This is a genomic window from Phascolarctobacterium sp. (genome assembly GCF_045124115.1).
In the GTDB taxonomy this organism is placed as follows: Bacteria; Bacillota; Negativicutes; order Acidaminococcales; family Acidaminococcaceae; genus Phascolarctobacterium_A.
Window position 1 is genome coordinate 25,567 of the sequence record NZ_JBGVLF010000047.1, and the last position, 15,533, is coordinate 41,099.

General features: G+C 45.6%; 17 protein-coding genes and 1 riboswitch. Of the genes, 7 read left to right on the plus strand and 10 right to left on the minus strand.

Annotation, left to right across the window (positions count from 1 at the left end; translation table 11 throughout):
* Positions 1 to 7: 7 nt before the first annotated feature.
* Positions 8 to 2,233 carry a DNA helicase PcrA gene (gene pcrA, locus ACJMM4_RS06925; protein ID WP_405381047.1) on the minus strand — a complete coding sequence of 742 codons (2,226 nt, stop codon included), beginning with the start codon at positions 2,231 to 2,233 and terminating at the stop codon, positions 8 to 10.
* Between the two features lie 457 nt (positions 2,234 to 2,690).
* On the opposite strand from pcrA, the gene ACJMM4_RS06930 reads away from it, so the two are divergent.
* The 3 genes from ACJMM4_RS06930 to ACJMM4_RS06940 are packed head-to-tail and all read left to right on the plus strand — an operon-like array spanning position 2,691 to position 5,738.
* Positions 2,691 to 3,965 (plus strand): ATP-binding protein, encoded by a 1,275-nt coding sequence (locus ACJMM4_RS06930; protein WP_405381045.1) that lies wholly within the window; start codon positions 2,691 to 2,693, stop codon positions 3,963 to 3,965.
* 56 nt (positions 3,966 to 4,021) lie between these two features.
* Positions 4,022 to 4,876 (plus strand): ATP-binding protein, encoded by an 855-nt coding sequence (locus ACJMM4_RS06935; protein ID WP_405381043.1) that lies wholly within the window; start codon positions 4,022 to 4,024, stop codon positions 4,874 to 4,876.
* Positions 4,869 to 5,738 (plus strand): DMT family transporter, encoded by an 870-nt coding sequence (locus tag ACJMM4_RS06940; RefSeq protein ID WP_405381041.1) that lies wholly within the window; start codon positions 4,869 to 4,871, stop codon positions 5,736 to 5,738. The genes ACJMM4_RS06935 and ACJMM4_RS06940 overlap by 8 nt, the downstream gene beginning before the upstream one ends.
* A 62-nt stretch (positions 5,739 to 5,800) precedes the next feature.
* Here the strand turns inward: ACJMM4_RS06940 and ACJMM4_RS06945 are convergent, their stop codons facing one another.
* From ACJMM4_RS06945 to ACJMM4_RS06955, 3 genes are all read right to left on the minus strand, one after another.
* Complete coding sequence (locus tag ACJMM4_RS06945; protein WP_405381039.1) at positions 5,801 to 6,229, minus strand: hypothetical protein; 429 nt, start codon at positions 6,227 to 6,229, stop codon at positions 5,801 to 5,803.
* A 106-nt stretch (positions 6,230 to 6,335) separates the two neighbouring features.
* Positions 6,336 to 6,623 carry a LysM peptidoglycan-binding domain-containing protein gene (locus ACJMM4_RS06950; protein ID WP_405381037.1) on the minus strand — a complete coding sequence of 96 codons (288 nt, stop codon included), beginning with the start codon at positions 6,621 to 6,623 and terminating at the stop codon, positions 6,336 to 6,338.
* 160 nt (positions 6,624 to 6,783) lie between these two features.
* Positions 6,784 to 7,122 (minus strand): hypothetical protein, encoded by a 339-nt coding sequence (locus ACJMM4_RS06955; protein WP_405381035.1) that lies wholly within the window; start codon positions 7,120 to 7,122, stop codon positions 6,784 to 6,786.
* Between the two features lie 193 nt (positions 7,123 to 7,315).
* Between ACJMM4_RS06955 and ACJMM4_RS06960 the strand changes: the two genes are divergently transcribed.
* On the plus strand, positions 7,316 to 7,735 hold the full coding sequence (locus ACJMM4_RS06960; protein WP_405381033.1) for an RrF2 family transcriptional regulator: 420 nt from the start codon (positions 7,316 to 7,318) through the stop codon (positions 7,733 to 7,735).
* Between the two features lie 47 nt (positions 7,736 to 7,782).
* Positions 7,783 to 8,361: a hydrolase gene (locus ACJMM4_RS06965; protein WP_405381031.1), complete on the plus strand. Its 579-nt coding sequence runs from the start codon at positions 7,783 to 7,785 to the stop codon at positions 8,359 to 8,361.
* A gap of 61 nt (positions 8,362 to 8,422) precedes the next feature.
* Here the strand turns inward: ACJMM4_RS06965 and rsmA are convergent, their stop codons facing one another.
* The 6 genes from rsmA to ACJMM4_RS06995 all read right to left on the minus strand — a co-directional run bounded on the left by rsmA (position 8,423) and on the right by ACJMM4_RS06995 (position 13,589).
* Positions 8,423 to 9,277, minus strand: a complete 855-nt coding sequence (gene rsmA / locus ACJMM4_RS06970; RefSeq protein ID WP_405381029.1) for a 16S rRNA (adenine(1518)-N(6)/adenine(1519)-N(6))-dimethyltransferase RsmA — start codon at positions 9,275 to 9,277, stop codon at positions 8,423 to 8,425.
* Positions 9,278 to 9,279: 2 nt separating this feature from the next.
* The gene (gene rnmV / locus ACJMM4_RS06975; RefSeq protein WP_405383745.1) at positions 9,280 to 9,816 is read right to left on the minus strand and encodes a ribonuclease M5; all 537 of its coding nucleotides are present in this window, start codon (positions 9,814 to 9,816) and stop codon (positions 9,280 to 9,282) included.
* A gap of 9 nt (positions 9,817 to 9,825) precedes the next feature.
* Positions 9,826 to 10,794 carry a 3D domain-containing protein gene (locus tag ACJMM4_RS06980; protein ID WP_405378263.1) on the minus strand — a complete coding sequence of 323 codons (969 nt, stop codon included), beginning with the start codon at positions 10,792 to 10,794 and terminating at the stop codon, positions 9,826 to 9,828.
* A gap of 202 nt (positions 10,795 to 10,996) precedes the next feature.
* Positions 10,997 to 11,824 carry a MetQ/NlpA family ABC transporter substrate-binding protein gene (locus ACJMM4_RS06985; RefSeq protein WP_405378261.1) on the minus strand — a complete coding sequence of 276 codons (828 nt, stop codon included), beginning with the start codon at positions 11,822 to 11,824 and terminating at the stop codon, positions 10,997 to 10,999.
* A gap of 78 nt (positions 11,825 to 11,902) precedes the next feature.
* The gene (locus tag ACJMM4_RS06990) at positions 11,903 to 12,562 is read right to left on the minus strand and encodes a methionine ABC transporter permease (protein ID WP_405378259.1); all 660 of its coding nucleotides are present in this window, start codon (positions 12,560 to 12,562) and stop codon (positions 11,903 to 11,905) included.
* The gene (locus ACJMM4_RS06995) at positions 12,552 to 13,589 is read right to left on the minus strand and encodes a methionine ABC transporter ATP-binding protein (protein WP_405378257.1); all 1,038 of its coding nucleotides are present in this window, start codon (positions 13,587 to 13,589) and stop codon (positions 12,552 to 12,554) included. The genes ACJMM4_RS06990 and ACJMM4_RS06995 overlap by 11 nt, the downstream gene beginning before the upstream one ends.
* Before the next feature lie 78 nt (positions 13,590 to 13,667).
* A riboswitch (SAM riboswitch) is annotated at positions 13,668 to 13,767 on the minus strand.
* Positions 13,768 to 14,061: 294 nt separating this feature from the next.
* On the opposite strand from ACJMM4_RS06995, the gene ACJMM4_RS07000 reads away from it, so the two are divergent.
* Positions 14,062 to 14,370 (plus strand): YerC/YecD family TrpR-related protein, encoded by a 309-nt coding sequence (locus ACJMM4_RS07000; RefSeq protein WP_405378255.1) that lies wholly within the window; start codon positions 14,062 to 14,064, stop codon positions 14,368 to 14,370.
* On the plus strand, positions 14,360 to 15,529 hold the full coding sequence (hisZ, locus tag ACJMM4_RS07005; protein ID WP_405378253.1) for an ATP phosphoribosyltransferase regulatory subunit: 1,170 nt from the start codon (positions 14,360 to 14,362) through the stop codon (positions 15,527 to 15,529). The genes ACJMM4_RS07000 and hisZ overlap by 11 nt, the downstream gene beginning before the upstream one ends.
* Positions 15,530 to 15,533: the final 4 nt, after the last annotated feature.

Genomic DNA, 15,533 nt, shown 5'->3' on the forward strand with positions numbered 1-15,533 from the left:
GAACCTCTTATAATTTCTGCAGCACTGCGTATTTGGTCAGCAGGCTGCGGATACCGCCGCCGGCAAAAGCAACTTTTACCTCTTGACCGTCTTCACTGTCTTTCACGGAAACAATGGTGCCTACGCCCCATTTCTTGTGGTTGACTTTATCGCCTGCCTTGAAGGTGGCAGTGGCGCTGCTTTCCTTGGGCATAAAGCTGGTCTGGGGTTGCAGGAACCAGTTGGCAGTGCGAGGACGTGTTGTTTGGCGGGCAGGTGCTTCCTGTACTAAAGCTTTTTGGCGTACAGGGCGTTTATAAACATGGATCAAATTTCTCGGTACTTCCTGCAGAAAGCGGGATGGGGGATAGGAAATAGTGTGACCGTAAATCATACGCATACGGGCGTTGCTCAGATAAAGATGCTTTTCTGCTCTGGTAATGCCAACGTAGCAGATACGGCGTTCTTCCTCAATTTCTTCTTCATCTAAAAGGGTGCGGGCGTGGGGGAAGATACCTTCTTCCATGCCTACGAGGAAGACGGTGGGGAACTCCAAACCTTTAGCGGAGTGGAGCGTCATCAAGGTTACAGCTTCGTCGCCCATTTCTGCATCGTCGATATCGGAAACAAGGGCTACATCGGCAAGGAAGTTTTCTAAAGTAGGCTCATCGTTGTTGCGGGCAGCTTTGTTGGCAAAGTCTTCCGCAACACTGAGCAATTCCTGCAAGTTTTCCAAACGGCTTTGGTCCTGGGTGCTGCGGCTCAGCTCTAGTTCCTCCCTGTAACCGGTGCGCTCCATAACATCCATAATCAAATCTTTTACAGAAGCTTCCTCTGCTTCTGCCATGTATTCGATAATCAAACCTGCCAGTTCGTCCAGCTTGCCTACAAAACGGCTGCTGAGACCGGGTACGGCAGCTGCGTTGGAGATAACTTCAAAGAGGCTTTGACCTGTTTCTGCTGCATAGGCTTGCAGTTTAGCCAAGGTAGCGTCGCCGATACCGCGGCGGGGGACGTTGATAATGCGCAGCAGGCTCAGGCTGTCATGGGGATTATAGATCAGACGCAGATAGGCGATGATATCTTTAATTTCTTTGCGTTCGTAGAACTTGGTGCCGCCGACCATGGTGTAGACAATACCGCTCTTAATGAGCATTTCTTCAAATACACGGGATTGGGTATTGGTGCGGTACAGGACAGCCATGTCGCCCAGCTTAGCGTTTTCCGTACGCTGCAGCTCCTGCATTCTTTCAATGACGAAACGTGCTTCGTCCCTTTCATCTACTGCTTGGTAGTAGGTGATTTCCGTACCGGTGCCGTTATCCGTCCATAGGTTCTTGGGCTTGCGGCCGGTGTTATGCTCGATTACAGCGTTGGCTGCGTCCAAAATTACTTGGGTGCTGCGGTAGTTTTGTTCCAGTTTTACTAATTTGGCGTCAGGGTAATCGCTTTCAAAATCGAGGATGTTGCGAATGTCGGCACCACGCCAACCGTAAATGCTCTGGTCCGCATCACCTACAACGCAGATATTGCGATGCTTGCCTGCCAATAGCTTGGTCAACAGATATTGGGCGTGGTTGGTATCCTGGTATTCGTCTACCATTAGGTAGTCGAATTTGCTTTGGTATTTTTCTCTAACTTCTGCGTTTTCCTGTAGCAGGCGCAAGGTTAAGAGCAGCAGGTCGTCAAAGTCCAGCGCGTTGTTGGCTTGCAGTTTTTCTTGATAAGCCTGATAAATCTTAACAACCTGCTGGTCGAAGAAGTCCCCTGCTTGGCGGGCAAACTCTGCTACATCCTGCAGTTGGTTCTTGGCGTTGCTGATGCGACCTAAAACGCCTGCAGGTTGGAAACGCTTTTCGTCAAGATTCATTTCTTTGAGAATTTGCTTGATTAAATTTTTAGTGTCGGTAGTATCGTAAATCGCAAAGTTGTTGCCATAGCCTGCGTTGAGCTTGTCAATATCACGGCGCAGTACCCTAGCGCAGAAAGCGTGGAAGGTGAACAGCCACACGTCTTTAGCTGCGGCGCCCGCCATTCTATCTACACGCTCGCGCATTTCTGCGGCAGCTTTGTTGGTAAAAGTGATGGCTAAAATGCGGTAGGGGGCAACGCCTTGGTTGAGCAGATAGGCTACTCTGCAGGTGAGGACTTTGGTCTTGCCACTGCCTGCCCCTGCCAAAATCAGCATAGGACCGTTAATGTGTTGTACGGCCTCCGCTTGTTGTTTATTTAATCCTTGAAGTGTATCGGTCATAATTGTGCTCCTGTTTTGCTTATAGTATATCTACATTATTATACCACGAAAGGGGGCGTTTGTGCTTTAGTGGACTTGTGAAAGTTTGTGGCTGTAGGACGAGGGCGGATTTTATAGATTTTCCGCGCCTTAAACTTAGGACGGAAGTGTATAAAGTTTAAGGTGAGTTGAACTGTGAGCAATAATTTTTCAGAAAAACGTTACAAACTCGCTTTATATTTTGCGAAAAACGTTACAAGCATGGTGTTGAAATGCCCTGTTTATACCTTGAACTTAGGACGGAGATGTACAAAGTTTAAGGTGAAATTGTTGCGGTGATGCCTTGCGAATGATATAATTATATTAAACTTAGGACGGAAGTGTACAAAGTTTAAGGTAGACTTCTTCGGCGGAAAGAGTATATTTTATATTTGAGCTTAAACTTAGGACGGAAATGTACAAAGCAAGAGGTGTAAAAATGATAAAGCGTGACTTATATCTTCGGCGTATTATCAGTAATATGTGGAATGGTGAGATCAAAGTAATTACCGGTATACGCCGTTGTGGAAAATCAGTATTGCTTTTTGAGCTGTTTTATAAATATTTATTACAAAAGAATATTGCCGATGAAAATATCATTAAAATAGCCCTCGATCAAAGAAGGTACTACAAATTCAGAGATCCTATCGTTCTTTGTGATTACATTGAAGAATTTGTAGAAAAAAACAAAAATCAGAAGTTTTATTTGCTCATAGATGAAGTACAATTCACCAAAAAAGTTATAGACAAGAAAAATGGCGATGTTGAAGTTAGTATTTATGATATGCTAAACGAGCTTAAAGCTTATAAAAATCTTGATGTTTATGTAACTGGCAGCAATTCCAAAATGTTATCTAAAGATATAGCTACGGAATTTAGAGGAAGAGCTACGCAAATCCACGTTCAACCACTTTCTTTTGCAGAGTTTTATAGTGCTGTCGGTGGAGATAAACGTGATGCTTTAGATCAGTATATGCTTTATGGTGGTATGCCTAGGATTGTTGATATACATGATGTTACCGATAAGAAAAATTATCTTAAAAATCTTTATGAAGAACTATATGTTAAAGATATTATTGAGCGTAATAAATTAGAACGACCTGACATACTTAATGCTATTTTAGATTTTACAGCTTCGCAAATAGGTTCATTGACTAACCCAACGAATATAGCTAACGCGCTTACTAGTTTGAGAAGAGAGAATGTAAATAGTACGTTAGTTTCTAAGTATCTTGATCATGTTATGGATGCTTTTTTACTCAGCCTTGCTAAGCGTTATGATATCAAAGGGAAAACTTATTTTAACTACCCTAATAAGTATTATTATACTGATATAGGTTTACGTAATGCGCGTTTGCATTATCGTCAATATGATCCGGGACACATTATGGAAAATATTATTTATAATGAACTTATTGTACGTGGTTATTCTGTGGACGTAGGGCAGATTACAGAGAGAAAAAATAATGAGAAAATTTCCCGTGAAATAGATTTTGTTGTCAATAATGGAGACCGTAGAGTATATATCCAATCTGCTTATCAAATGAACACGGAGCAAAAAGAGAATTCTGAATTACGCTCTCTAGCTATTACTAAGGACTTCTTTAAGAAAGTTGTAATTCGTATGGATATTCCTCATAATTTTTATGATGATAATGGATTTTTCCATTGTAATCTGATAGATTTCTTATTAGGTGAAGTAGAACTTTGGTAAGACTTGAGATATGTAAATATAACTAAAGAATAATACTATAAAAAGGATGACTTAACATGTCTAAAAATATACCTTTTGTTCCTGCTGCAGATTTGAGCAAGTTGTGGCGGGCGATTATTGAATTTGATATGCTACAGCCTGGGGACCGTGTCCTCATCGGCCTCAGCGGCGGCAAGGATAGTATGCTTTTGACCGCTATGCTGGCGGAAATCCAAAAGCACGCTCCCTTCCATTTTGATTTGGCGTGCTACACGGTTAACGGCATGTTCGCGCCTAATTTTCCCAAAGCGGAGCTGGAAGCATTCTGTTCCCACTATGGTCTAAAGCATTATAGTGATGATGTGGATGTAATGGCAGCCCATGGGGCTAAATGCGGCAGTCCTTGCTTTACCTGCGCTTATTTTCGTCGTGCTGCTACCAATCGCCGTGCGAAGGAGTTAGGCTTCAACAAGGTAGCCTTGGCGCACCATAATGATGATGCGGTGGAAACTTTCTTTATGAATTTGATGACCAGCGGTCAGCTGCGTACCTTCCTTCCGGTAACGCCTTTGTCACGGACGGGGATTACTGTGCTGCGTCCCTTGCTCTACTATCGGGAAAGCGAGATCCGCCAACTGGTGGAGAAGCTGCAGCTCAAACCTTTGAAAAACCCATGTCCTTACGATGGGCACACCATGCGTCAGGACATTAAGGAGCATTTAGTGGAGCTGGATGCACGCTATCCGGAAGTGTACGACCATTTGGCTGCAGCCATGCGTTGCGGCGATACCAGCGAACTGTGGCCTGCTAAGCCGGGCAAAGAGTTGGTAGGCAAATTCCGTGCCTTTTGGGGGCAGAAGCAGAAACCGGCGCAAGCTGCTGCAGGCACTAGCGCTACAGCACAGGACCATGGGGAGAACGCAGATGTTTAGTCAGCATACCTTATATATTATCGTTGCTGCTGCCTTGTGGGGCTTGATAGGCCTTTTTGTGAAACTGATTGCAGGGCAGGGCTTTGACTCTATGCAGATTGTAGCTTTACGTGCAGTTGCTTCCGCAGTGTGTATTACCTTGGTGCTGTGCTATAAAGGTTTGGAAAATTTGCGTATCCGTTGGCAGGATTGCTGGTCGTTTGTCGGCACGGGCATCCTTAGCTTGACTTTCTTCAACTACTGCTACTTCAACTGCATCCAAAGCAGCAGTTTAGCTGTTGCTGCTTTATTGCTTTATACAGCGCCAATTTTTGTGATGCTGATGTCCTTGGTGCTTTTTGGTGAAAGCTTCGACCGTTACAAAGGCTTGGCGTTAGTTTGTACCTTCATCGGTTGTGCTTGCGTTACCGGTGCTTTCAGCAGCGGGCTGACGTTAACTGTCAGCGGTCTTGTCTATGGCTTAGGCAGTGGCTTTGGCTATGCCCTGTACAGCATTTTTGGCAAGTACGCAGTACAAAGGTATTCTTCTCTAACTATTACCGCCTACACCTTTTATTTTGCCGCTTTAGCGGCAGTGCCTTTGGCAGGTTTTACGGCTGCAGAGATAAGCAGAATCAACACTATGACTATCGTAGGGGCTTTAGGCTTGGGGCTGGTGTGCGCTGTAGTGCCTTATTTGTTGTATACTAAAGGTTTGGAAAAGGTAGAACCTGGGCGTGCCTCCATCCTGGCGACTATTGAGCCTTTTGTGGCTGCAGGGGTCGGCGTGCTTGTTTTTGTAGAGCCTTTGACCTTTAGCAAGGTTATCGGCATGGGTTTGATTTTCTTAGCCATCGTCATCTTGAATATGAAAAAGACGTAAGCAATAAATATGCCTCAGATAGCAAAATACCCGGCTTAAGCCGGGTATTTTGCTTGCAAGCACTATATTTTAACGTCCAGAGAAGCGCTGACACCAACGCCTTGGACACGGTTGACATTTTTGTAGTCCACATTATCTACAGGAATCAAAATCTTTGCACGAACACCGATAATGGTTTGTTCAATGATTAAAGCAGCCTTTACTTGGTCAACTTTGCTTTGGGGGCCACTTACTTGGGCTGCGCCGGCACGACTGCCGTCGCCTACGGAAATAATAGGTACGACCTTGGTGGCATCTGTGGAGCTAACTTTATATTTCGCAGTGACGGCATTGATACCATCGTTAAGAGGCCCTGCAGTAGCGTCAACAGCGTAACCGATGACACCGCCTTTAATAACTTTATCTAGAATACCTGCTTGAGCAGGTGCCATGCCATTACCTAAAACAAAGCCTGCAGCTAAAGCTGCGGCGATCCATTTTTTACTTTGCATAACTCTTGCCTCCTTATGAACACATCATCAATTACTTTTATAGTTCGACAAGAGCACTAAAAAGCCTTGTTAGTTCTTTGTGAAATAATCGTAGCAGTGTTTGTGATTATTTTTTGGCAAGCATTAAACCATCGTCTTGAATAGCTACAGGAACTTTGAGTACTTGGCCGGGCTGGAGGTGTTTGCTTTTTAAGGAATTCGCACGGGCGATGCGATCTATTACTAAGCGTACATCTTCGCCGTTATTGTTGTAGCGGCCTGCAATATCCCACAGGGTATCGCCGGCAGCAACGGTTACAGTGCAGTCGCGATAAATAGGCTCAACGGCAAACGCACTGCTGAAACCACTGTATATCATGCTGGCAAATGCTAATGCGAACAAAATAGCTTTCATAAATCTCACCATCCTGTGAATTTTTGTTTGTATATATAATAATACGGATGACGAAATTTGTCAATAGAAATTTAAATTTTTGTTCGTATTAAAAAGAAATATATGAACGCGTACGTTGCAAATAAAAAGTACCGAAACGTATGCTTCGGTACTTAGAAAATTAATTTTTCTCTTTTTTTACTTCTTCCAGCTTGTTTTTCATCCAGTCGATCATAGCAAGCTTGCCGAAGTCATGCCAAGTTTCGCAATCGGTGTTCTTAGCGATGTATTCGTTCCACTTGTCTTGATTAACGTTTTCTACTTCCAACAGGTTCATAATGCCGAAGCCGCTACGCCACAGGATATCGTCCATGGAAGTGAATTTGCTGTTGGCTTGCAGGAACGTAGGGTTGAACAGTTGTTGGAATGTAATTAAGCTCATGGCTTTGCCCAGTTCTTTATCTGCTTTGAACTTATCAAAGTACTCATTAAAAGTTTTATCTAATTCTTTTTTATCCATTGTGCATCCTCCAAATTTACATCATATAGAATTATTTTAACACAAATTCATCGGAATGGCACTGCTTTAGAAAAATTATTTCCATAGAGCCTAAAGGAATCTCAAGGGGCAGTTGATTTTTTGCGATATTAAAGGGTTGTATTCCCACTATTTTAGTATTAAAATAAAATACGTAAGAAAGGTTGTGAAGGTCATGAAAATTTCTACCAAAGGACGCTACGCCTTGCGCTTGATGCTGGATTTGGCGATGCACTATTCCCAAGGGTACATTCCGCTGAAGGCAGTTGCCCAAAGGCAAGAAATTTCCGATAAATATTTAGAGCAGATTATCCACCGTTTAAGCAAGGCGGGATTAGTACAAAGTGCCCGTGGCGCCCAAGGTGGCTATCGTTTGACGAAGGACCCTGCTGCCTACAGCGTAGGCGAAATCCTGCGGACGGTGGAAGGTAGTTTGGCGCCTGTTTCCTGTTTAGACTGCGCAACTACCTGTGATAAGATTGAAAGCTGTTTGACCATTGGCCTGTACAGAAGGATTCAAGAGGCAGTGGATGGAGTAGTTGATAACACTACTTTGGCAGATATGCTGCAGGAAGCGGAGCAGAAGCAAGCCTAGGCTAAGGGATGATACCGGTTGTAACCGGAAAATTAAGGAGGATATCAATGTTAACTAGAGAAGAAGCATGGAAACTATTAACCACTTATAATAAGGAGCCTTTCCATCTGCGTCATGCTCTGACCGTGGAAGGGATTATGCGTTACTTTGCCAAAGAATTGGGCTATGGTGACGAAGTAGAGTATTGGGGCATCGTAGGTCTTTTGCATGACCTTGATTTTGAACAATACCCTGAAGAACACTGTGTAAAATCTCAAGAGCTGATGCGCGAGCATGGCGTGGATGAAAGCATTATCCGTGCCACCGCCAGCCACGGCTGGGGATTGAGCGGCAGTCAGTTTAAGCCTGAGCATCAGATGGAAAAGGTGTTGTTCGCTGTGGATGAGCTTTCCGGTCTGATCGGCGCTGCTGCTTTGATGCGTCCTTCTAAAAGCGTACAGGATATGGAACTGAAATCTTTGAAGAAGAAATTCAAAGATAAAAAGTTCGCAGCAGGCTGCAACCGTGATGTTATTAAAAGCGGTGCGGAAGATTTGGGCTGGGAACTGGATGACCTGCTGGACAGAACTATGGCTGCTATGCGTGTGGACGAAGCTGCCATTAACGAAGCCTGCGAAAAATTTTAAGGGAATAATACATACGGCGATAAAAAATACGGCTCGAACCATTGGTTCGAGCCGTTGTTCTTTATTGTACTGCTTCTCTAAAGCTGTTGGTGAGTTTGGCGAAGTCTTCTAGGCTGAGGGTTTCTGCGCGGCGTTTGCCGTCCACACCTGCTAGCTCCAGCCAACGGGTAACTTGTTCGCCCTTGATGCCCATGTTTTTGAGAGAGTTGCTGAGCATTTTGCGGCGCAAGGAGAAGGCTGCTTTGACTACGCGGAAGAACAATGCTTCGTCGCACACTTCTACAGGAGGCTTGCTGCGGCGTTTGCAGACAATAACTGCGGAATCAACTGCAGGCGCAGGGATAAAGGAAGTGGGCGGCACGATGAAGGCGATTTCTGGTTCCGTGTAATATTGAATCGCTACGGAAAGAGCGCCGTAGTCTTTGCCACCTGGCTGTGCTGCCATACGTTCAGCAACTTCCTTCTGCACCATGGCAACCAAGCGCTCCATGGGTAAGCGTTTCTCCAGCAGGGCGAAGATAATAGGCGTGGTGATATAGTAGGGCAGGTTGGCGCAGACTTTGAATTCTTTAACGCCGACAGTTTCCATAATATCAACTTGCAGAATATCGCCGCTGACGATGCGGACATTGTCATAGCCTGCCAAAGTAGTGTCCAAAACAGGCAGCAGGCGCTTGTCCAGCTCTACTGCTACTACGTTGGCACCGCTTTCTGCCAAGCCTTGGGTGAGGGTGCCGATGCCGGGGCCGACTTCTAAAACAGTATCTGCTTCACTGAGTTCGGCGGCTTCGACAATGGAACGGACGATGTTTTCATCAATCAAAAAGTTTTGACCAAGCTTTTTATCTGCACGAAGTTTGAAACGGTGCAGAATATGGTTAGTCACTTGGGGGGATGCGATAATTGGTTTATCCACGTTTATTCTCCTATTTTAGCTAATGCAGCTTGGAATTCTTCCCTGCTGACTCCGTAATGGTTCAATCTTTCTAAAAAGCGTTTGGCGTTGCCGTAGCCAATGCCCAGCTCTGCACCTAAAGCGTCGCGACGGGCTGCGGCTTGGGGGCTGCCGTTCAAATTATTATTAAACAGATCCATGTGGTTGAATTCTGCTTGGGGACGGTATTCATGGTGGCGTACTTTCGCTAGTGCTGCCAAAATAGCCTCCGGTTGCGCCTGCTCCACGCCTACATCATTGTGAGCCGTAGCTTTGATTTTGGGGATGAAGGCTTGACCTGCCTCCGGAAAGCGTTCTGTTAAAAAGCGGCGGATGCGTTCGCCTGCACCATCTGGGTCGGTCAGGATGATGATACCACGTTTTTTATAAGCTGCTTCGATTTGGCGCAGGGTATAGGGGGCAAGGGTAAAGCCACCTGTTTCAATGGTATCGGCTTCTAAGGCTTTGCGGATGGCAACAGTATCCATTTTGCCTTCCACTACCAAAACTTCTTTTAACATCTTTCTACCTCATTCTGCAAGAATGTAAACATCGACATTGCGGCGTCCGAAGTGGATGGCGCGACGATAATCACTAAAAAATAAATCTATACGGTGATGCACCATGTCGCCACCGGTATCTCCTGCCATGGCGATGCCGTAACCGGGAATGTACATTTTAGTATAGTAAGGAATCATGCGGGGATCCACTGCAACAATACCTTCATAGGGCCAAATGCCGATGGAAGTGCGGTTGCCTGTGGAAACGTAGGCAGTTGCTTCGCAAGTCAGCTTTTTAGTATAGCGCTTGTAGCCTTCGGGGGTAAGGACGCTCATAGCCATGCCTTTGCGGATGATTTTCGCTTCAGGCTCTACGATTACCTCTCTTACTAATTCCTTAGTGGAATGACTGCCATCTTTGTTTTTGATGCGCTTGGAAATGACTTTGGCTTTGCCTTCTTTGCCATGAGTGGCGATTGTTTCCGTACCAAAGTTAATGCTATGGTCCTCTTTATACTGTACAGGGATTTCTACGGCAGCTTCGCTAAAATCCAATTCTTCGCCTTTTTCTAAAACGTAGATGGTCATGCCTTTTTGCAGGCTGTCCTTAACATCGGGATAAACACGATTTTTGCTGTAGGAGATGCCCACATCTTTTAAAGCTTCGCCAACAGTTGCTTTAGCACTTTTGTATTCCACAGTGGCTTCACCACGGACAACGGTAAAGGGGATGCCACGGACTACTTGGATGACGCTGCCATCCTGAATGCTTCTGTTGGGGCCTTGCAAGCGCCAGCCGTCACCGGGCTGGAGGGTAACGCCTGCCTCCTTGAGAATATCCTGGGGCTTATCGCTGTTAGTGCGTAGTTGTTGGGTTTTGCCATCTACCTCGACGGTAATATGACGGGTTATATCAAAGCCTGTTAAGAAGGGGGCCATACAAATCAGTATAACCGCCAACAGGCAGTGCAAATGGATTTTGCCTTTGGTTACAAACATGCTCGTCCTCCTTAATACTGTAATATTTTAACATAGAAGGAGCGAAACCGTCAAATTTGTGGCGTTTTTTACAGTTTTAGGGCTATGGCAGGACGAAAATTTTATTTGTAAAGCTTAAAAAGGTGGGTGTGGAATGGTGACCTAGGTCCTCTTTCAACACAAAAACCCCGCAGCCTGCGCTACGGGGTTTATTATTATGCAATTAGAAGCCTGCGGTAATGGTGCCTTTGAAGTGGTCTTCGATGAATTTTTTGTTTTCAGCGGATTGGTAAACCTTCTTCAAAGTTGCAATGCGGGGATCTGCTGCGTTAGCTTTGGTAGTAACGAAAATGTTCAGGAACGGGTTGTCCGGACGTTCAATCAGCAGGGAATCCTTGGAGGGGTTCAGCTTAGCAACCAGTGCGTAGTTAGCGTTGATTACAGCGATGTCCAGGTCCGGCATAGCTTTAGGAATGGAAGCTGCATCCAGCTCTTGGATTTTATAGTTTTTGGGGTTTTTGGTAATATCAGCAACGGTAGCGGTAACGGAGTTTTTATCTTTCAGTTCGATAAAGCCTTTGTCAGCCAGAACCAAGAGAGCACGAGCACCGTTGGAAGGATCGTTAGGAATACCAATGGTTGCGCCTGCAGGAATATCTTCTACTTTTTTATATTTAGTAGAGTAAATAGCCATGGGGAAGTTTACAGTTTTGAAAACTTCTACCAATTCGAATTTAGGCTCTTTTTTCAAAGTTGCTGCCAAATAAGGAGCGTGCTGCATGCTGTTAGCAAAGAGTTCGTTTTGGCTCAAAGCTACGTTGGGGGATACGAAGTCAGAGAACTCTACAACTTCAACCTTCAAGCCTTCTTTTTCAGCCAATTTTTTGACATTGTCCATGATTTCAGCATGGGGGCCTGCGGTTACACCGATTTTTACAGGTGCATTGGGGTCAGCTTTTTTAGCATCTTTTTTGTCGCCACCGCAACCTGCTGCAATGATGGTCAGAGCGCACAGGGCAACGGTAACCAGGATTTTAACTAATTTGCTCATCTTACATACCTCCACAGATGAATTGTTTTTTAGATATATGCAAACCCAAAGCGGAGCCTTGGAAATTGCCAAAGATTTTTACAGCTTATTTTTATTAAGCTTTTTGGATGCGTAGTCACCCAAGGATTGCATTGCTTGTACCATAACAATCAGGACAACAACGGTGGCCAGCATAACGTCCATTTGGAAACGTTGGTAGCCGTAGCGGATTGCCAAGTCGCCCAAGCCGCCGCCGCCCAAGGTGCCTGCCATTGCGGAGTAGCCAATCAAGCTGATGATAGCAAGGGTTACACCCAATACAATGGAGTGCAAGGATTCAGGCAGAAGCACTTTAGTGATAATCTGCATGGGGCTGGCGCCCATTGCTTGTGCAGCTTCGATGATGCCCGGGTTGATTTCCAGCAGGGAGGATTCAATAATGCGGGCAATAAATGGTGCTGCGGAAATAGTCAAAGGAACGATGGCAGCGGTGGTGCCGATGGAGGAACCAACAATCATACGGGTTAAGGGGATGATTGCTACCATCAAGATAATGAACGGAGTGGAACGGGTGGCGTTAACAATAGCGCCCAACACACTATTGATGGTGGGGTTAGGCAGGATGTGGTCTTTACGGGTTACAGTAAGGATAACGCCAAGGGGAATACCGATAAGCGTGGAAAGTGCGGTAGAAGCAAAAACCATGTAGCAGGTTTCCCAGAAAGACTTTAATAAAAGATTAAGCATATCAGGATTCATAACCAAGCACCTCCAATTTCAGATTCTGTTGATGCAGGTATTCCAGTGCGTGCTTTACGCCGTCCCTGTCGCCTGCAACTTCGATAATCAAGGTACCAAAGGGAACATCCTTCAGTTGGTCGATGTTGCCGTACAGGATGCTGACATCTACAGCGAAACGCTTAACCATGCCGGAAACAATAGGTTCGCCGGCAGAATCGCCGATGAAGGAGATGCGGACAATCAGCTTGCTGCCTTCCTTATAGGTATCGGTAAGCTTCATGTTCTTAATCATATCAGGGATTTCGGCGTTGATTACGCTCTTAGTAAATTCTTTGGTGGTGGGGTGTTGGGGATTGGTGAAGACATCGACCATGGGGCCTTCCTCGATAATGTTACCGCTTTCAATAACAGCAACACGGTCGCAAATGGCTTTAACAACCTCCATTTGGTGAGTAATGAGGACGATGGTTAGGTTTAACTTCTTATTAATATCCTTCAACAGCTCCAAAATAGATTTGGTAGTTTGGGGATCCAGCGCGGAAGTTGCTTCGTCGCAGAGCAGAACTTTCGGATTGCTTGCCAAAGCGCGGGCAATGCCTACACGTTGCTTTTGACCGCCGGAAAGCTGGCTGGGGTAGTAGCCTGCGCGCTCTTCCAGCTGTACCAGTTCCAGCAAAGGTTGTACGCGTTTGCGGATTTCTTCTTTGCTCATGCCTTGGATTTCCAAGGGGAAGGCAATGTTGTCGTAAACAGTGCGACTGGTGAGCAGGTTGAAGTGTTGGAAAATCATACCGATGCTTTGACGTGCCTTGCGCAGTTGGGAATCGCTCATGGCTGTCAGTTCGGCACCGTCCACAAATACTTGGCCTTTAGTGGGTTTCTCCAGCATGTTGATGCAGCGTACCAAAGTGGATTTGCCTGCACCGGACAGACCGATAATGCCGAAGATTTCGCCGGCTTTGATGCTCAGGTTAGTTTGATGGAGAGCATGGATGTCACCGGCTTTACTATAGTAGGTTTTTTCTACATTAACAAGTTCTATCATCTCGTTAGTCCTTTCTCGTTGGTTACACAAAAAAATCCTTCGCCGGCACGGCGAAGGATACAAATTGCGCTTTTGTAATCTTCATCTGCCGGAATAATCCGTTGGAATTGGCACCGTTCACCGCAGTGTGGTTGCCGTAGCTTCATCGGGCCAGTCCCTCGGCTACTCTTGATGAAATTTCTGTGAAGTTAACACTTATCATATCGCTATTTTGTACGAATGTCAATAAAAATATCGAGATATTTACGCTATTGACCACTCATAAAGCAATGTTGCTGCTCTTTGTGTAACTATGGTAATATGCTAGTAAGCTTGCAACAAAGTATACTACAACAGTAGGATATTGTAAAGCGTTTTTGAGTAAAATTTTTGCAGAAATTCTCTTGACTTTCACAAGATAAAGTATTAAAGTAATGATACAAGTTGTTTGAAAAACACGTTGATATTTACGGAATGTTACAGGAGGAATACTATGGCTGCTAATATTCATGACCATTTGACCGATCAATTATTCAAAGTTATCCTGAGCTTGAAGGATCAGGAACAATGTTATAAATTTTTTGAAGATATTTGCACTGTAAGCGAACTGAAAGCTATGGCGCAGCGTTTGGAAGTAGCGCGGATGTTGGATGAAGGCTGCATCTACGAAACCATTGTGGAAAAAACAGGTGCCAGCACTGCCACTATTTCCCGTGTTAAACGTTGCTTGGTTTATGGCGCGGACGGATACAATTCCGTTATGGATGTGTTAAAAGGAGAGAAGGAGCAAAATGCTGAATAAAGTGTATCAGGTGCCGTACGGCACTAAGGATATTCTGCCGGGTGAAATGAAGACTCGTCGCCGTATCGAAGATGCTATCATCAGTGTTTTTGATAAATGGGGCTACGATGAAGTAAAGACTCCCGATTTTGAATACGTGGAAACTTTTGGCAACACCGGTAGTGAAGGCGATTTCCGTTTCTTCGACCGCAGTAACAAGCTGCTGGTGTTGCGCAATGATATGACGGCGCCTATTGCCCGTTTGACGGCTACACGTCTGCAGGGCGGTGAAAAGATTAAGCGCTTATGCTATTTGTCCAACCTGTACCGCTATGAAGAGATTCAGGCGGGCCGCCAATGCGAATTTGAGCAGGCTGGTGTAGAAATGTTGGGCGCCAGCGGTGCAGCTGCAGATGCGGAGATTATCGTGCTGGCTGCAGAAGCGCTGCAGGCAGCAGGAGTGCAGAAATTCGCCATCAGCCTAGGCCACGTAGGTTTTATCAATGGCTTGGCAGAGGAAGCAGGTTTCAGCGCCGAGCAAAAGGTACAGTTAAAAAACTGCCTGCGCAACCATGATGCAGTTGCTATGCAGCAGATGGCGGACGCTATGGAGAATATCCGCCCGGAAGTAAAGCAGCTTTTTGCTGATTTCCTGTTCCTGCAAGGCGGTGTGGAGCTTTTGGACAAAGTGGATGCTATTGTTACTAATCCGCAGTGCAAGGAAGCTTTAGCAGATTTGCGCAACATTTACGCTCTGCTGGAAGCCTATGGCGCCGCAGCCTATTTGAACTTTGACTTGGGCTTATATCGTTCCCTTGATTATTATACGGGGATGCTCTTTGAAGTGTATCTGCCGGAAATGGGCTATCCTGTTGCCGGTGGCGGACGTTATGACAAGATGATGCAGGGTTTCGGCCTTGATTGTCCTGCTACAGGTTTTGCTTTGGGCGTGGATCGCGTTGTGCTGGCGTTGGAGCGCAGCGGTGCGGCTCCAGGGGTGCGCAGCTGGGATGTGCTAGTGGCGTGGAGCGAGGGCAAACTGCCCGAAGCTATCGGCAAGGCAAGTGCTTTACGTAAGGAAGGACGCAGCGTGAAGCTGTGTACGGAAGCTATGGATTTGGCACAGGCTGCAGCTGCGGTGAAGGAATACTGCTGCAACAGCTTGGTATACGTATCCTAAAGGA